Below are 16,198 nucleotides of genomic sequence, written 5' to 3'. Positions count from 1 at the left end.
GCCCGTGGTCGTCGGAGAGTTCTCGGAAGACATCGATGTCCTCGTGGTCGGCGCCGGCCCAGGCGGCTACGTGGCCGCCATCCGCGCCGCCCAATTGGGCAAGTCGGTCACCATTGTCGATAAGGCGGAACTGGGCGGCGTGTGCCTGAACCGGGGCTGCATCCCGTCCAAAGCGCTGATCACCGCCGCACATCAGTACGAGGCCGCGAAGTCGTCGCCCATTCCGGGCATCACGTCGACGGCGACGCTCGATTTCGCCAAGGTGCAGGAGTGGAAGCAGTCGGTCGTCGACAAGATGACCGGCGGCGTCAAGACGCTGCTCAAGGGCAACAAGGTGCGCGTCGTGCAGGGCGAGGTGTTCTTCACCGGCCCGAACGAGGTGCGCGTGCTCAGCGAATATGAGGGGCAGCGGTTCCGGTTCAAGGACTGCATTCTCGCCACCGGATCGCGCCCGATTGAACTGAAGGCCCTGCCCTACGGCAAGCGGGTGCTCTCCTCGACCGAGGCGTTGGCGCTCGATCACGTGCCGGAGAGCCTGATTGTCGTCGGCGGCGGCTACATCGGGATTGAGCTCGGGCAGACGTACGCGAAGTTCGGATCCAAGGTGACCATCGTCGAGGGCACCGGATCCATCCTGCCGACGTTCGACGCCCAGCTGACGCGCATGGTGGTGCGCAACCTCAAGAAATACAACGTGGACATCCACACCAACGCCTTTGCGCAAGGCGTCGAGGAGACGGAGAACGGGATCACCCTGACGTTCAAGGTGGGCGACGAGGAGAAGCGCGTCACCGCCGAGTACGTGCTGGTCACCGTAGGCCGGCGGCCGAACACGGACGAGCTCAGCCTGGATGCGGCGGGCGTGCAGCTGACGGAAAAGGGCATGGTCCAGGTGGACCACCAGGGCCGCACCAGCAACCCGCACATCTTCGCCATCGGCGACATCGTGCCCGGGCCGGCGCTGGCGCACAAGGCGTCGTACGAAGGCAAGGTGGCGGCCGAGGTCATCGCGGGCCACAACAGCGCGGTCGACTACCGCTGCATCCCGGCGGTCGTGTTCTCCGATCCGGAGATCGCCACCGTCGGCCTGTCGGAAGAGGAAGCGAAGCAGCAGTACGGCGAGATTGCGGTGGGCCGCTTCCCGTACGCGGCCAACGGCCGGGCCGTGTCGCTCGGCGCGGACGGCTTCGTGAAGCTGATTGCAGACAAGCAGAGCGGGCTTCTCGTCGGCGCGCAGGTGACGGGCGCGGAGGCGTCCAACCTGATTGCCGAACTGGGGCTCGCCATCGAGATGAGCGCCACCCTCGAGGACATCGCGCTGACCATCCACGCCCATCCGACCCTCGGGGAGATGGTGATGGAGGCAGCCGACGTCGCGCTCGGATCGCCGATTCACATCGTCGCGCGGTGAGGCGTGGCCAGAGGCGGCCCGTACCCGGGACCGCCTTCACCCGCCGGCCTGTGGCGAACGCCGCGGACGGGAATCAAAAAGGGGGCGTCCGGCAAAAGCCGGCGTCCCCTTTCCCGTTCCGACAGACACACGCCTGGGTCGCAGACGGTGATGCTTCACCCGCGGCCGGTTCGGGAGCTGTCGGCCCCCGGTCGTCCAGTCAGTGGTCCGGGACGGTGTTCGCACGCCGTCCGGTCTCCGGGCGCACGGGCAGCCCCTGGACAAAGCGGAGCACGTCCTCCAGCGTTCCCCGGTGCGTGAACTCCAGATGCCCCACCCCGCGGTCAATCAGGCAATCGGTCACGAGGAACGTCTCCATGCCGAGTTGCCCCGCCACCCCGTCCTCCTGAACGTCGTTCCCAATCATCATACACTCGTACGGAGCGAGATCGAGGCGCTCCAGGATCTCCACGTAATACTTCGGGTTCGGTTTGCAGTAGTGCATGTGCTCCATGGTGGTGACGAGGGCGAAGGGGATGTCGTCGATGCCGGCCCAGCGCATGCGGTGGCGTACGGCGGCATCCGGGAAGATGGGATTGGTCGCCAGTACCACCAGGTACCCCTTGTCCAGCGCGGTTTGACAGATCTCCCGAGCCACCGGTGTGGGTTCGGTCAGCGCGGCGAGTTCCGGGAAGACCGTTTCGTAGAACCACGTAAAGCGTTCCCACACCGGCGCCTCCGGGTATCCGGTGGCGGTGAAAAAGGCGCGCCGGAAGGCCTCCTCGTTGGTCAGCGCCGGCTCCTCGTTGCCGATCATCGCTTCGGTGGCCTGCCAGATCTGGCCGACGATCCGCTCGGGATCCACGACCTCGGCCACCGCGGGGACCAGCTTTTGAAAATACCCCTTCATGAACCGTTCGTGATGGAACGGCAGTAAGGTGCCATCGAGATCGAACAACAGCGCACGCAGACGCGTCACCATGCCTCCCCCTCTCTCACACGCGCAGTCCCGGGAACCCGAGCTGGCGAAACGCCTCAAACACGACGATGGCCACGGAGTTGGACAGGTTCAACGACCGGGCTTCGGCACGGATGGGGATGCGCAGCACATGCTCCGGGTCGCGGGCCAACACCCAATCGGGCAGCCCCCGGGTCTCCTTGCCGAAGACGAGAAAGTCCCCGGGTTGATACCGCACCTCCGTGTAGGCGCTGCGCCCTTTGGTGGACAGGTAGAAAAACCGGCCGTCCGGGTGCTTGTCCCAAACCTCCTGGATGGAGTCGTGGTACCGAATGTCGAGGAGGTGCCAATAGTCGAGCCCGGCTCGCTTGAGGTATTTGTCATCCGTGGAAAAACCGAGCGGGCGCACCAGATGCAAGACGCAGCCGGTCGCCGCGCACGTACGCGAGATGTTCCCCGTGTTCGCAGGGATCTCCGGTTCAACCAGCACGATGTGGAACACGCCGCTTTCCGCCCCTCCTCCCGTCTGGTAGTGTATCACATGTCCGGGCAGAATTCGTCCGGCATGCGGACGAAGGCGTAGCGGGTCCGCGGCGTCCAGGCCCGGCTGTCGAGGTAGCGAAAATGGCGGTGAAAACTCGGCGTGGTGTGGGCGTTGACCAGCGGATCGCCCTGGTGGTTGAAATCGGTGACGATGGTACTGTGGTGAAACCTCCCGTTGCCCGCCCAATCGTAGAAGATCACGTCCCCGACGCGCAGCTCCCGCGGGTCCGCCACCTCGCGCGCGCCCGCTTGGTTCACCAGGTACAGGTACAGGGCGTGGGAGGTGGTCCAACTGAAACTCCACTGAGCGGGCCTTCCCCCGGACGGAAAACGATACCACCATCCTGCCGCGCGCGTTCCGCTGGCGCGCATCGGCAACCGCCCGGCGAACAGGCACTGGGACGCGAAGTTGGTGCAGTCGTCCTCCAGGCGCACGAAGCCCGGGTGGTACCCGTTCCACCACAGGTCGGCGTAGCGCTGGGCGCGAACGCGGTCGAACCGGGTGCACGCGCGGGACGTGTGAAACTCGGGCCAATCGCGAAGCCCGCCCTGGGCGGTCTCCGATCCGGTCGCGGCCAATCCCCTGGCCCCCGCCCCGGGATGCAGCCCGATGCGCTCGTCCGCTTCCCACGCCTGGTCCAGGCACCAGCGTCCGCCCCGGCGCACCCACCGCTGCCGGTGCTCCACGGTGCGCGACTCCACCCCGAAGCCGGGCCCGTCCTGGTACACCCAGGTGATCCGCTCGTCGATCCGCACGGTGATCATCTCCCCCGTGCCGGCGCCGTCTCCCGGCCCCTGCAACGGGTGCAGCCGGATGCGCGTGTGCGCCCGGAGCAGCCGGCTGCCCCGGCGGCGGACGGCGTAGTGCATGCGCTCAAACCCGGCGCGCACGTCCGCCCACCAGGCGGGATGTGCGTCCGCGGCGGCCGCCTCCCGCACGGGATCGAGGCGCTGTGACACCCAGGCCTGGTTGCGTTGGTCGAAGTACCGGCGCACGGCATCCGTCCATTCGTTCATCCTGCCCGCCCCCCGTCTGTGCATCCGTCTGTGTCATGGTATGAATCCGGGCCCCGTGGTGACAACGGGGGCGTGACAGGCGCCGTTTCGGGAAACACTGGAATTGCCCGCGAATACGCACTTGACCGAAAATCAGGGGGTTCCTGGCGGCCGATCTCCCCGTGTGTTACACTACACGACGGAACGCGGCGCCCGGGTCAAGGGCGCGCATGGGTGAGATACTGTACGGGCAGTCATCACACAGGATGTTTTGTGCACACAGGCGAGGTGAGACCATGTCGACGCATCCGACCATTGTCGTGATGGAAGGAGATCAGACCGGGCAGGAGTTGTTGCTGGAGGCCTTGCGCGTCCTCGATCCGGCCGTGATTGGCGCGCCGCTGGACTTTCTGCGGTTTGATCTGAGTTTGGAGAACCGGCGCAGGACGAACAACCAGGTGGTGTACGACGCAGCCCGTGCCATGGTGGAGCACCGGTACGGCCTGAAGGCCGCGACCATCACCCCGGAGACCGCGGGGGACGTGGGCAGCCCGAATGCCATCCTGCGCAAGGAGATCGACGGGACCGTCATCGTCCGGACGGGCCGGCGAATCCCGGGCATTGCGCCGCCGGTCGGCGTGTTCGCGCCCATCTCCGTCGTCCGTATGGCGGTCGATGACGCGTACGGCGCCAAGGAGTGGCGCGAGACGGCGGACGGGGACGAGGTGGCCTTCCGCACCGAGCGCATCTCCCGCAAGGTGTGCCGCGGTGTGGCCGAATACGCCTTCCAATACGCACAGCGAATCGGGGCGAAGGTGTTCGGCGGCCCGAAGTTCACCGTCAGCCCGGTCTATGAAGGCATGTTTAAGGAAGAGCTCGACGCGGCCAGCAAGCGCTATCCCGGCGTTCCGTACGAACCGCAGTTGATTGACGCCACGTATGCGCTGCTGCTGGTCAAAGCCGGCGAGGCGCTGGTCATCCCCGCCCTCAACCGGGACGGCGACTGCCTGTCCGACCTGGTGCTGCAGATGTTCGGGTCCATCGCCGGCTCCGAGTCCATCCTGCTGGCCCTGGACGAACAGTGGCAACCGAAGGTCATCATGGCGGAGGCCCCTCACGGCACGGCACCCACGCTCTTCGGCAAGAACGTCGCCAACCCGATGGCGATGATCCTGGCCGGCGCGGCGCTGTTGGCCCACCACCCGGACAAACCGTACCAGCAGGCGTCCCGCGCCATCTACGAAGCAACGCTGGAGGCCGTGATGAGCGGCGTTCGCACGGCCGATCTCGGCGGTGGAACGACCACCACCGAATTCACCGACGAGGTCATCCGCCGCGTCCGCACAAAGCTGGAGGTCTGGAGCACACTCGGCGACGCCGGCCGGTAAGTGCGTGAGCAGCACTCTGCCTGACGAGGTGCAAAAGCTCAGCCATTCGGCACGGGCCACCGCAACATCCAAGCGTTGGTGAGGGGACGGTACCGCGGAACGATTCGCGAGAGCGCTTCGTGCAGCGGTACCGTCCCCTCACCGTCCCCTCACCCTCCCCCAGGCCGCCGTCTTCCTCTGGGCTTTCGCCCATACCCGCCCGCACGCCGCCGAATACGCTGGGCACAGACGGATTGGGGGGAGGTGCCGAGCGTGATCAGGCGGATGCGAACCCGGCCGTTGCCGCCGTGGATGGCGGATTTGGTCAAGGAGTTGCTCAGACCCCCGTACTTCCTCCAATACCTGCATCAGCATCCGCAGAGCGGCGGATCGCCCGGGGACACCGGGGAAAAAGCCGCAACCACAAGCCCGGGCACGCCCGCGTCCTCCGCGGCCACTTCCCGGCCCGCCAGCCGGGTGCGCGATGTCCCGCGGGTGCCACACCGTGCAGCGGCAAGCGGTTCCTCCCCTGTGGCCGGCGCGTCCAAGGAGGCCAGGGGATGGACCCCGAAGCCCCGTCAGGATGTGGTGCCCGCGGCCCACGGGTCCGCGCCATCGGCCCGAGCGGCGGCGGATGACCTTCCGGCAGGTCCTCTGGTGGAGCGGAGCGGGCGTTGGCAGCACGCCTTCCGGAGCGCACGCATCCCCCCCGCGGTAGCCAAGGCCTACGGCTGGACCGTGCAGTCCGCGGAGGTGGGGGCCGGTGTCGTCAGGGTGCGCACGAAACGCGGGGTCTTCGCACTGAAGCGCACGGACATCCCGCCGGATCGGGTGCGATTCATGCACGAACTGACGCAGCACCTGAACGCGGACGGCTTTGACGCGGTCCCCGCCTACGCCCTGACGAAATCGGGCGATCCGTTCGTCCAACGCGGCCAGGCGGTCTATTACGCCACCCGCTGGGTGGCGGGCAACCCTGTGAATTTCTCGTCTCTGCCCCAGGTGGAAGCGGCTGCGGCCGCGCTCGCCCGCCTGCACGAGTCCTCCCGCGGCTTTGAACCAGACCGGGAGAGCCCCGCCTGGGCATTCGACGTGGCCGACCTGACCCGCCGCCGCGCGGAAGATCTGCGGACGCTGCTGGTTCGGGCCGAGGCGGCACGGTCCCAGGACGGTTTTGACGAAACCCTCCTCCGGCTGGCCCCGCAGCTGCGCAAGGACGCGGAGCGAAGCCTGCGCATCCTGGAGAGCTCGCCGTGCCAGGCGTTCCTGAAAGAGGACGCGGAGTTGCCGGGTGTGTGCCATCTGGACGTGATCCCGTCCAATCTGGTGTTCACCCCCGGAAAACGCGTGGTGCTGCTCGACCTCGATCTGGCGACCTACGCCCCGCGCGTCCTCGACCTGGGGCACCTGCTGCGGCGCGTGCTGCAGGCGCAAAACTGGCGGCACGAGGCCGCCTACACGTGCTTCTCCGCGTATCATCAGGTTCGCCCCCTGAGCGCGGAGGAATATCTCTTGATTCACGGCTTGCTCGTGTTCCCCTACCGGGCCTGGCGAGTCGCGTACACCCGCTACCGGCTGTTCCGCGATCCCGCACAGCTCGATGAGCTGCGCGCGTTTGCCGAACAGGAACCGCGCCGCCAGGCGTTCCTGGAGGCGTACGAAAACCAGCTCCAGCTACGCGTCCCGTGAAGACGCCGCCCAGGCCATCTCCGCTTTGACCTCGGGGTCTGTCTCGGCCGCGTATGCGGCCGCCACCGCCTGGCGGGCCGCCTCTCCGCCGATGCGCCACAGGGCCCAGGCCGCGCTGGCCCGCAGCTCCCGGCGATCATGGCGAAGGAACGGCACGATGTACGGCACCGCCGCCTCGTCCCGGCAGTTGCCCAGGGCGATGAGCGCGTTGCGCTGCCACGTCCGAAGCCCCCGCCAGGCGGCCGCCGTGTGGCCCAGACGGTGTTCGAAGGTCCGATTGCTCCAGGACAGGATCTCCAGCAGGTCCGGAAACGCCAATTCCTCCGCGGGGCGGTACTCGGCGTGGCTCGCCCCGCCCGTCGCCCGGTTCTCCGGGCACGCCCACTGGCAGGTGTCGCACCCCCACACGCGGCGTCCCATCGGAATGCGGAACTCGCGCGGAATGATGCCTTTCATCTGCGTGATGTACGACAGGCAGCGGCGGGCATCAATCACCCCGGGGCCCATCAGCGCCCCCGTCGGGCAGGCCTCCAGGCAACGGGTGCAGGCGCCGCACTTCGGCGGCACCATCGCCTGTGCGGGCTCCACCTCGACATCCGTCAACAGGGTGCCGAGGAAGACGAACGACCCGTGCTCCGCGCTGTACAACATGCAGTTCTTGCCCACCCAGCCGATGCCCGCCCGCTCCGCCACACGCCGGTCCACCAGCGGCGAGGTGTCGACGGCGATCCGGTAGCGGACGGGCCGCCCCACCTCAGCCCCCATCAACTCCGCCAAGCGACGAAGCCGCTTCGCGAGCACGTTGTGGTAGTCCTCGCCGTAGGAATACACGCTCACCACGCCGCGCCTGGGGTCCCGCGGGTGCCGGCGCGCCAACTGCCGGCCCTCCGGCGTGAGGTACGCCATGGCGGCGGCCACCAGGGACCGAGCTTCCGGCATCCACCTCCTCGGGTCAATCCGGTTTTCCACCTGGTCGTGTTCAAAGCCGGTTCGCCCGCGCGCTGCGTAGGCTTCGAGGCGAGGCGCCATCTCGGGGAACGGGTCGGCCGTGGTGGCGCCGACGGCATCGAGGCCGGCCTCCCGTCCGAGCGCCCGCAGGGTCTCGAGAGACAGTTCGCTCACTTCGGTACCGCCGCCCGGGCCAGTTGGTCGCAGCGCTCGTTCCAGGTGACCCCCGCGTGCCCGCGCACCTTCTCGAAGCGCACCTGGTGCCGTTCCACTTCGGTCAGGAGCTTTTCCCACAGGTCGCGGTTTTGCACGGGTTCGCCCTTGCTGTTCTTCCAGCCGTTGCGCCGCCAGGACAGGTACCACTTCTGGCGAAAGCAGTTGATGAGGTAGGCCGAGTCGCTGTACAGGGTGACGCGGCAGGGTTCCTTCAAGCGGCGCAGCGCCTCGTAGGCCGCGGTGAGCTCCATCCGTTGGTTGGTGGTGTGCGGATCGCCACCGGAGATCTCCTTGACGGTGTCGCGGTACTGCAGGACAGCCGCCCACCCGCCCGCACCCGGGTTCCCGGAGCAAGCGCCGTCCGTGTAGATGGTCACCTCTTTGGTGATGGGTTTCGGCGGGGTCATGGCTTCCACTCCTTCTGCCCCATTATACCGTTCCCGCCCGCTCCGCTAGGACAGAAACATCCGCCACAGCACGTACACCGAGAGGCCGAAGGAGACGGCGCCGATGCCGTACACCGGCCAGACCATCACGTTCTGCCCCTCCCGCCGGCGCAGCCAGCGGCCGAACTGCACCGTGTAGAACAGCATCCAAAGCGGCACGATGAGCAACAGGACAAAGCTAAGCACGGCGTGCGCGCTCCCTTCGTCTGCGCAGGATGCCGGCCCCCAAGAGCAAGAGCGGCGCCGCGAAAGCGATGACCCAGCCCCAACGCATCAGCACGTCTCCGTGCAGATCGAACGCGGAGGCCACGTCGTGCGGCAGCAGGCTGATGGCCAAGCACAGCAGGCACAGGGCGGGCAAGAGCGGCCGGTACGTGGGCCACCCGAATCCGGCGGCCAACAGGTAGGCGGCGGACCACAGCGTGATGGCCAACTTCACCACGGCGGCGCTCACCCACATGAACACGAACACGCTCTCCAGGCGTTGGATGAAGTGGCCGATGTGAATGAGCCGGGCGACCGCGTACATGGGCGATGCCAGTTTTGTGGTCTCCTCGGGGGCAAACACCATGTGGTAGCACAGGACGAAACCGGTCAAGAGGATGACCGTCTGGACCGTGCTGATGACACCGACCCTTCGCAGATCGCGCGGGTTGTGCGCGTGCGGGTAGACCACGCACAGCAACAGCACGTTGAGGAAGATGGCGGCGGAGTTGGCGCTGCCGAGCAGGACCTGGCGGGGTCCCTTGCCCCAGAACGGCACGAGGAAGTAGGGATGCCAGTAGTTGATGGTCAACAGGCACAGGGCGAGCACGCCGAGGACCAGGACAGGCCAGGCCATCGTGGAGACGCGCGCGATGCCCTCCAGCCCGGTGTGGACCATGTACCCCACGGTCAGGATGAACAGCCCGCCCACCACCAGGATGGGCGTCGCCGGGAGGACCGACGTGATGACGTTCTCCATGAACTCGCGCATGATGCTGGCCGTGATGAGGATGAGATAGGCGGCGAACACCAGGGCGATGCATGCGGCGACCCAGGGGCCGAGCGTTCCCCGGACCACCTCGACGATGCTGTCATTCGGAAAATACCGGCGGAGCATCGTCTCGGCGCACAGAAACAAGATCAGCGCCGCGACGCCGGAGACGACCGGCTCCATCCACGCCGCCTCCAGCCCGTACTTGGACACGTAGGCTGGGTAGTCGAGAAACACGTGTATCGCCACGAGGACGGTCGTCATCGCGGTCAGTTCCTTTGCGCCTACGTGCGCCTTCTCTTGCACCCTCGGCACTAATGTTTTCCCCCTTTCCGCGGCGAGCGAACCGAATCCCCGAACCGGCGCAAGGCGTTCGGCATGGTGGCCTTGCTCCACGGCCGGGAGGCCGGCTGCTCCCGCCAGGCCTTCTGCGTCTGCAGGAACACCGGCCGTTGGTTCATCACGAACGCCGGCCCGCGCAGGAAGACGTCCTTCGAGGTGTCCATGCGCGGAGCCACGGGGCTGAGCATCGGTACGCCGAAGGACTTCTGTACCGCTAGGCGCGCCGCCGCCCAACACAGCGCCAGCGTCAACCCGTAGAACCCGAACACCGCCGCCGCCGCCAGAAAGACGAACCGCATGGTGCGTACCCCGAAGGCCAGGTTGTAGTTGGGGATGGCGAATGACGCGAGCGCGGTCACCGCAATCACGATAACCAACAAGGGACTCACGATTCCCGCCTGCACCGCCGCCTGGCCGATGATCAAGGCGCCCACGATCCCGATGGTCGGGCCGATCACGGACGGGATGCGGATGCCGGCCTCCCGGATGAGCTCGATGGAGAACTCCATCATCAGGATCTCCGTGATCACCGGGAACGGCACCTGCTCCCGGCTGCCGGCGATGGCGAGCATCAGGTCGGTCGGGATCATCTCCGGGTGATAGTTCGTGATGGACACGTACAACGCCGGCGTCAGGAGCGCCAGGCTGAGGGCCAGCCAGCGCAGGAGGCGCAGGAACGATCCGAACGGAAAACGGAGATAGGCGTCCTCCGGCGAGTGCACCAACTGCCAAAACACCACCGGCACCGCGATGGCGAACGGGCTGTTCCCGACGAAGATGGCGACGTGGCCCTCCATCAGCATGTGGGCGATCCGGTCGGGGCGCTCCGTGGTCAGCGTGTTCGGCACCACCAGGCGCGGATTGTCTTCGATGAACTGCTCGAGCAACCCGCTGTCCGGCAGGTAGTCCACGTCGATGGCCTGGATGCGGCGCTTGACCTCGTCGACCAGCTTGGGGTTGACCACCCCTTGGACGTACATCAAGGCCACGTCGGTCGGGGCCAGCCTGCCGACGTGCATCATCTCTGTGATCAGGTCTTTGCAACGCAGCTCCGCCCGCACCAGGCCAGTGTTGGCGCGAAAGCTCTCGGTGAACCCTTCGTGCGGCCCGCGCACCACGGTCTCCGTCTGCGCGAGGCCTACCGTGCGATGCTCCCAGCCGCGCGTCTCGACAATCAGCGCCCCGGGCGATCCATCGACGAACACCGCCGTGCATCCGGACAAAATACCGGGTACGATGTCCTTCCAGTCCTCAAACTTCGTCACCTGGTTGCCGGGCAACAGGGCCTCCGACACCGTCTGTAGCCGGCGTTCCACCGGCTCATCCGCGATGGCCGTCAACAGCATGAGCGGCTGCAGGATGTGCGTGTTGATGGTCATCTTGTCGACCAGGCCGTCGACGAACACCGCCAGCGCCCGCCAGGGTTTCTTCCCCCCGCCCGCCGCAGGGCTTCCGTCCTGCGTGGGCTCCTGCGACGCCGCTGGCCCCCCGGCCACCGCATGACCCCGGGGCTCCGCGGGCACCTGGGATTCCGCAGGCTTCCCGTCCTTCGCCTGCCCGCGGGACTCCGCCTGGATGATGAATTCGCGGATCACGATGTCCTTGTTGACATCGGCGTGAAACAGTTGTTCGACCGCCTTGCGGACCCGGCCGATCTCGGCGGGGACCTTGTCCTCGAGGCCGGCCTCGGGAGACTTCTCCGGGGAGGCCTGGGCGGACTGACGGATGTACGCTTCGAGCGGGATGGGCCTGATGACCTCGACCTCTCCCGGCTCTGCCCCGGCTTCCCGGGCGGAATCCGCCTGCCCAGGAGAATCTGCACGGGCAGCGCGGTCGCCTGCGTCCGGCGCGGCGCCGCCCGCCGATTCGCCATCGCGGCCCTGGCCGCCCTTGTCTGTCTCCGCGTTTCGCTCGCCCGCGCCGTCCGCCGCCCCCGTGTCCGCGCCGGCCTGCGCTTGGCCGGGGCGATCTTCGAGAAGGGAGAACGGCTCCTCCACCACTCCGTCGTCGATGGTGAACAGGCGTGCCAGCCATGCGGGCACGTTCACAGACCATCCCCCCTCGCCACACTTCGGAGGTAGCTTGCAACCGGGCGCCTCCCTTTATGCCGCGGCCGCTCAAAACATAGGTTTCCTGCGCGCTGGTCAAACTAGGATGGACGACCTGCGTTGGAGGAGAGAGACATGAGGATTTCATCCCGCTGGGCATACACGGGGATCACCGCGGGGGTGATGGCGGCATGCCTGCTGGCCGCGGGCTGCACGGCGCGGCAAGCTCCGGCCGGCACGGGAACCGCGACGGGCACGGGCACCTCGGCCGGCACGGGGGCCGCGGCTGGGCGAGTCACCCTGCCAGGGCAAACCCCGGCCGCCGATGCGGCCGCCGGGCGCACGGTGACCCCGCCGGGCCAGGCGACGACGCGCTACACGGATCTGCGCTCCCGGCCGGAGGTGGCCAGGTCTGTGGAACAGGTGCAGGGACTGAAATGGGCGGTCGTGTTACAGGAGGGGCGCAAGGCGTACGTCGGTGCCTTTCCGGATCACCAGGAGACTGCGGATCCGAACCGGGCAAACGCCCCCCGCACGCGGTACCGCTTTCCGAAGGCGTTTGACACCCCGGAGGCGTTGGCCCGCCACACCCCGGACGACTTCATCCGGGCGCTGCAGGATCCGGGTCCGCGCGCGGACACGCGCGACTTTCGGCCGCGGGATCGCAGCGGCATGATGAGCCCCGCCAAACAGATGGAGGTCCGGCAGCGTGTTCAGCGAGCTCTCCCGGATGTGCAGACGGTGCTCATCACGACGGACACGGCGTCGGCCGCCCTGCTGAGAGGCTATGCGGAATACGTGGAGGCGGGCGGAGACATGCGCCGGTTCATGAGCGAATTCCACCGCCGCGTCGCCCTCATCTGGCCGAATGGCCGGGGCGTGGATGCCAACCACCCGTCCGCGTCGCCGAATTTCGGAGTGCTCGGCACGCCCGCGGACGAACGCACCCCGCTGCACGGGCCCGTCCGCTGACCCACCCTGGCGTTCACGATCACGCTGGGCGGGCTTTCGCGTTTCATCCCGTGCCGCCTTTGGCGGAGAGCAGGGATTTCGGGAGGATGGAGACGCGGAGGGTGAGCAGCTTTTGCGCGGGATCGTACCCTATCACCTGCACGCCGTACGGCCGCTGCGGGCGCTGGGACAGGTGGAGTTGGAGATCCGCGTGCTCGGCGTCGACCCCAATCCAGTTCGGCCACGGGAGATGTTTGAACACGAAAAACAGGGCGCTCTCGGGCACCGGGATGGATGGGAGGGCGCCGACGGTGGCGGACTCCATGTGCAGGGTGACGTCTCCCCCCGAGATGGAGGGGGTGAACACGACGTCGGCCGGAACGACCCGATCCTGCAACTTGAAGCCGAGCTGTACGCGCCAACGGTCGTCGAACTGCACGCGGGCGTACGCCAAGACGGCCTTCAGGTCGGGCTGCTCGGAGACAGCGTATTCCAGGTAGGTGTTGATGGCGTCCTGATCCAGCGCCAACTGGAACGTGGCGGCTTTCTCTCCCGCCGCCGGCACCGGCGCGGGCACCGATCCGGCCTTCGGCAGGGACCCCCACCACAGACCCAACAAGGCCAACACGGCCAGGTTCACCGAGAGCAGGGCGATGAACGCCCGTTTCCACACGACCGCCACCTCCTTCGTCGCCGGATGAGGGGATTGGACACCCGCCGCCCGGTGCGCTACCATGATGGCGTACGCACATCCGCCGCCGGCCTGCGCGCCGGGCGGGACGTCAGGCAGGTGAGCCGTCGATGAACGTGGACAAGTGGCGCAATTGGGCGCTCGTGATGATGTTCGGTGGCTTTTTCGTCATGTACAGCGGCGTCTATCACCGCGCCTGGATCCCGTATCTGATGGTCATCGGCGGACTGGGCGTCCTCGCCGGCATTCTGGTGTACTTCCGGTTCGGCCCCGTGAACCCCACGGTCCACGAGGCGGAGTGCCCGCGTTGCGGCCGGGTCACCCGGCTGACGGGCGCGTATGACGCCTGCCGCCACTGCCGCCAGCCGATGCGCCGGGTTCCGGGCGGCGGCTACGAACCGTACGTGAAGTGAACCCGCCTCAGCCGCCGTGGCGTTTTTTCCGCTGTTCCTCGCCGAAGACGGCCGCGCGAAGCTTCTCTTCTTTCTGCATAGCCTGGTAGAACCTGCAGAAGGACGAGACAGGGCAAATGTCGCACTTCGGCTTGCGCGCCGAGCACACCTTCCGGCCGTGGTGGATCAACCAGTGGTGAGCCTGCGACCACAGCTTCTGCGGGATGCGCTGGCACAATTGACGCTCTGTCATCTCCGGGTTCATGCTGTTGGCGATCCCGATGCGGTTCGCGACCCGCTGCACGTGCGTGTCCACCGCGATGGCCGGGATCCCGAACGCGTTGGAGACGACGACGTTGGCGGTCTTGCGCCCGACGCCGGGCAACTTGACCAGTTCCTCCTGAGAGGCGGGCACCTGCCCGTTGTACTTCTCCAAAAGCATCCGGCTCGCGGCGATGATGTGCTCCGCCTTGGCCCGGAACAACCCCAATTCTTTGATGTCTTCTTGCAGTATCTCCGGCGTGAGGCGCGCGTAATCCTCCGGCGTCTTGTATTTTTGAAACAGCCGCGCGGTCACCTGGTTGACGCGGGCATCGGTGCTCTGCGCAGACAACATGGTGGCAATCAGCAGTTCAAACGGATTGCTGAAGTTGAGCGCGCACTTCGCGTCCGGATAGGCTTCCTCCAGCTTGACCAGCATGCGGCGCGTGTCGGCGCGCGACAACAGGCGATTCATCCCTGAACCTCGCTTTCCCCGGAACTGTCCGGCCCGGGCACCACCTGCCAGCGGGGCCGGAACGCCTGGCGCTGGAGGCGCGGATCCCCGATGCGCTCGAGCAGCACCTCCCGCGCCAACGGCACCTGGATCTCCGCATCCCGCGCCCGCCGGAACACGTCGAAGACGGGCGAGAGCCACAGATACTCGCAGGTGATGACGCGGTAATCCCGGCCGGACTGGATGGGTTCTCCGCCCACCCGGATCTCCTCTATCCTCATTCTCTCAGATCCGGGGGCATGGGACAATGTCACGTCCGCGTTGGCCAGGGCCAGCCATCCCACCACGCCTCCGCGAAACCCGAATCCGAACCCCGGCCGGTGATAGACCTCGGGCTGCACCGATTGCGCCAAGAGATGGCGGATGTCCTCCCCCGTGAGCGTCAGGCTCACGGGACGGGTCGGCGTGGAGCAGGCCCCGAGCATGTGCTTGACGCGCACCGGCCCCGGCAGCAGGCTCGCGGTCAGGGCGCCGCTCATCATGATGCCGATATCGCACGGATAGCGGTCGAACAGGGCGTCGACCAGCAGGTTGGCGAACGGGGATTCGCGGTCAAAGGCGACCGGGAGCCGGGCGGGCAGCCGGGCCACCATGCGGTCCAGCTCCGCCTCCACGTCCGGCAGGTAGCCGCGGTAGGCGGAGAGCATGGCGGTGTCGAGCGGATCGTGCGGATGGACAGGGACGGGCTCTCCACGGACCGCCCGGACGCGGCGCACGCGGGGATCGTAGTCAATCACGGTGTGGCCGAACACCAACGCATGCTTCCCGGGTTGAAAAATGTACGTGTCCCCGATCTGTTCCGCGCCCTCCATGAAATGGTGGGTGTGCCCGCCGAGGATCACGTCCACCCCCGGGACCTGTTCCGCCAACCGGCGGTCCGCCCCGAGGCCGAGGTGGGACAACAGGACGACGACGTCGCATCCGGCCGCCCGCAGCGCCTCGACGGCCCGCCGCGCGGCGCGGTGGGGCGCATGCACATCGACGCCGAGGCGCTGGTAAGAGGTGCGGTAGTCGGGGGTCAATCCGAACACGCCGAGCCGGACGCCGCCGCAGTCGTAAATCTGCCAGTCGCGCAAGAACGGCAACGGCGCTCCGCCGATGGCCCGGATGTTGGTGCCGAACGCGATGGTGCCGCTGCGCGACACCAGCCGGGGCCACTCTGCCACCGGGATGGTCAGCCCCTCGTTGTTGCCGAACACCCACCCATCGTAGCCGAGCGCGTCCATCAGGGCAGCGTTGACCAGGCCACGGGTGGCCTCGGTCTCCGGCCGCACCCGGTCCAATACGTCCCCGACGTCGAAGGTCAGCACCCACTCGCCGCTGGCCCTGGCCTCGTCGCGCAGCCGGCGCAGCGCGGCGCCCGCGCGCATGAAATTTTCGAGCTGGCTGTGCACATCGTTGGTGTGCAGCAGATGGATCCGCACCGGCTCACCTCGCCCCGCCCGCATGGCCACGGCCGGCTTCTCCCCC

Annotated in this window: 16 protein-coding genes; 5 read left to right on the top strand and 11 right to left on the bottom strand. The window is 67.3% G+C overall.

Annotation, left to right across the window (positions count from 1 at the left end; all coding sequences use genetic code 11):
• Positions 1–4: 4 nt before the first annotated feature.
• Positions 5–1,411, top strand: a complete 1,407-nt coding sequence (gene lpdA / locus BM357_RS11790) for a dihydrolipoyl dehydrogenase (protein WP_074953438.1) — start codon at positions 5–7, stop codon at positions 1,409–1,411.
• 199 nt (positions 1,412–1,610) lie between these two features.
• On the opposite strand, the gene BM357_RS11785 is transcribed toward lpdA, so the two are convergent.
• From BM357_RS11785 to BM357_RS11775, 3 genes are read right to left on the bottom strand one after another with little or no spacing between them, the layout of a single operon-like run.
• On the bottom strand, positions 1,611–2,369 hold the full coding sequence (locus tag BM357_RS11785; protein WP_245783970.1) for an HAD family hydrolase: 759 nt from the start codon (positions 2,367–2,369) through the stop codon (positions 1,611–1,613).
• A 16-nt stretch (positions 2,370–2,385) separates the two neighbouring features.
• A complete protein-coding gene (trmL, locus tag BM357_RS11780; protein WP_074953432.1) occupies positions 2,386–2,850 on the bottom strand; it encodes a tRNA (uridine(34)/cytosine(34)/5-carboxymethylaminomethyluridine(34)-2'-O)-methyltransferase TrmL in 465 nt (154 codons plus the stop codon).
• A gap of 35 nt (positions 2,851–2,885) precedes the next feature.
• On the bottom strand, positions 2,886–3,908 hold the full coding sequence (locus BM357_RS11775; RefSeq protein ID WP_074953429.1) for an amidase domain-containing protein: 1,023 nt from the start codon (positions 3,906–3,908) through the stop codon (positions 2,886–2,888).
• Positions 3,909–4,183: 275 nt separating this feature from the next.
• On the opposite strand from BM357_RS11775, the gene BM357_RS11770 reads away from it, so the two are divergent.
• Both BM357_RS11770 and BM357_RS11765 read left to right on the top strand, forming a co-directional pair.
• Complete coding sequence (locus BM357_RS11770; protein ID WP_074953426.1) at positions 4,184–5,275, top strand: isocitrate/isopropylmalate family dehydrogenase; 1,092 nt, start codon at positions 4,184–4,186, stop codon at positions 5,273–5,275.
• 252 nt (positions 5,276–5,527) lie between these two features.
• Positions 5,528–6,943: a phosphotransferase gene (locus BM357_RS11765; protein WP_074953423.1), complete on the top strand. Its 1,416-nt coding sequence runs from the start codon at positions 5,528–5,530 to the stop codon at positions 6,941–6,943.
• Here the strand turns inward: BM357_RS11765 and queG are convergent.
• Genes queG through BM357_RS11740 form a run of 5 tightly spaced genes read right to left on the bottom strand, consistent with a single transcriptional unit; the run spans position 6,929 to position 11,919 of the window.
• Positions 6,929–8,065, bottom strand: coding sequence for a tRNA epoxyqueuosine(34) reductase QueG (queG, locus tag BM357_RS11760; protein ID WP_074953420.1), 1,137 nt, complete (start codon positions 8,063–8,065; stop codon positions 6,929–6,931). The two genes, BM357_RS11765 and queG, sit on opposite strands and share 15 nt — an antisense overlap.
• Positions 8,062–8,514: a ribonuclease HI gene (rnhA, locus tag BM357_RS11755; RefSeq protein ID WP_074953417.1), complete on the bottom strand. Its 453-nt coding sequence runs from the start codon at positions 8,512–8,514 to the stop codon at positions 8,062–8,064. Before rnhA ends, queG begins: the two co-directional genes overlap by 4 nt.
• Positions 8,515–8,559: 45 nt before the next feature.
• Entirely contained in the window at positions 8,560–8,739 is a 180-nt protein-coding gene (locus BM357_RS11750; RefSeq protein WP_074953414.1) for a hypothetical protein, read from the bottom strand.
• Positions 8,732–9,844: a GerAB/ArcD/ProY family transporter gene (locus tag BM357_RS11745; protein WP_083430453.1), complete on the bottom strand. Its 1,113-nt coding sequence runs from the start codon at positions 9,842–9,844 to the stop codon at positions 8,732–8,734. Before BM357_RS11745 ends, BM357_RS11750 begins: the two co-directional genes overlap by 8 nt.
• Entirely contained in the window at positions 9,844–11,919 is a 2,076-nt protein-coding gene (locus BM357_RS11740; RefSeq protein ID WP_074953411.1) for a spore germination protein, read from the bottom strand. The genes BM357_RS11745 and BM357_RS11740 overlap by 1 nt, the downstream gene beginning before the upstream one ends.
• Positions 11,920–12,054: 135 nt before the next feature.
• Between BM357_RS11740 and BM357_RS11735 the strand changes: the two genes are divergently transcribed.
• Positions 12,055–12,891, top strand: coding sequence for a hypothetical protein (locus BM357_RS11735; protein WP_074953409.1), 837 nt, complete (start codon positions 12,055–12,057; stop codon positions 12,889–12,891).
• A 43-nt stretch (positions 12,892–12,934) separates the two neighbouring features.
• Here the strand turns inward: BM357_RS11735 and BM357_RS11730 are convergent, their stop codons facing one another.
• Positions 12,935–13,543 (bottom strand): DUF2140 family protein, encoded by a 609-nt coding sequence (locus tag BM357_RS11730; RefSeq protein ID WP_074953405.1) that lies wholly within the window; start codon positions 13,541–13,543, stop codon positions 12,935–12,937.
• Positions 13,544–13,671: 128 nt separating this feature from the next.
• Here BM357_RS11730 and BM357_RS11725 point away from each other — a divergent pair, with 128 nt between their 5' ends.
• On the top strand, positions 13,672–13,974 hold the full coding sequence (locus BM357_RS11725) for a DUF2614 family zinc ribbon-containing protein (RefSeq protein ID WP_074953402.1): 303 nt from the start codon (positions 13,672–13,674) through the stop codon (positions 13,972–13,974).
• A gap of 7 nt (positions 13,975–13,981) precedes the next feature.
• Here BM357_RS11725 and nth read toward each other — a convergent pair whose 3' ends face one another.
• Positions 13,982–14,689: an endonuclease III gene (gene nth / locus BM357_RS11720; RefSeq protein ID WP_074953399.1), complete on the bottom strand. Its 708-nt coding sequence runs from the start codon at positions 14,687–14,689 to the stop codon at positions 13,982–13,984.
• Positions 14,686–16,176, bottom strand: a complete 1,491-nt coding sequence (locus BM357_RS11715; protein ID WP_245783973.1) for a bifunctional metallophosphatase/5'-nucleotidase — start codon at positions 16,174–16,176, stop codon at positions 14,686–14,688. Before BM357_RS11715 ends, nth begins: the two co-directional genes overlap by 4 nt.
• Positions 16,177–16,198 lie beyond the last annotated feature (22 nt).

The organism is Paenalicyclobacillus macrosporangiidus (assembly GCF_900116805.1).
Taxonomy (GTDB): Bacteria; Bacillota; Bacilli; order Alicyclobacillales; family Alicyclobacillaceae; genus Alicyclobacillus_H; species Alicyclobacillus_H macrosporangiidus.
Note: the sequence above shows the minus strand (reverse complement) of the source record. Positions and strands in the feature narration are given on the sequence as shown.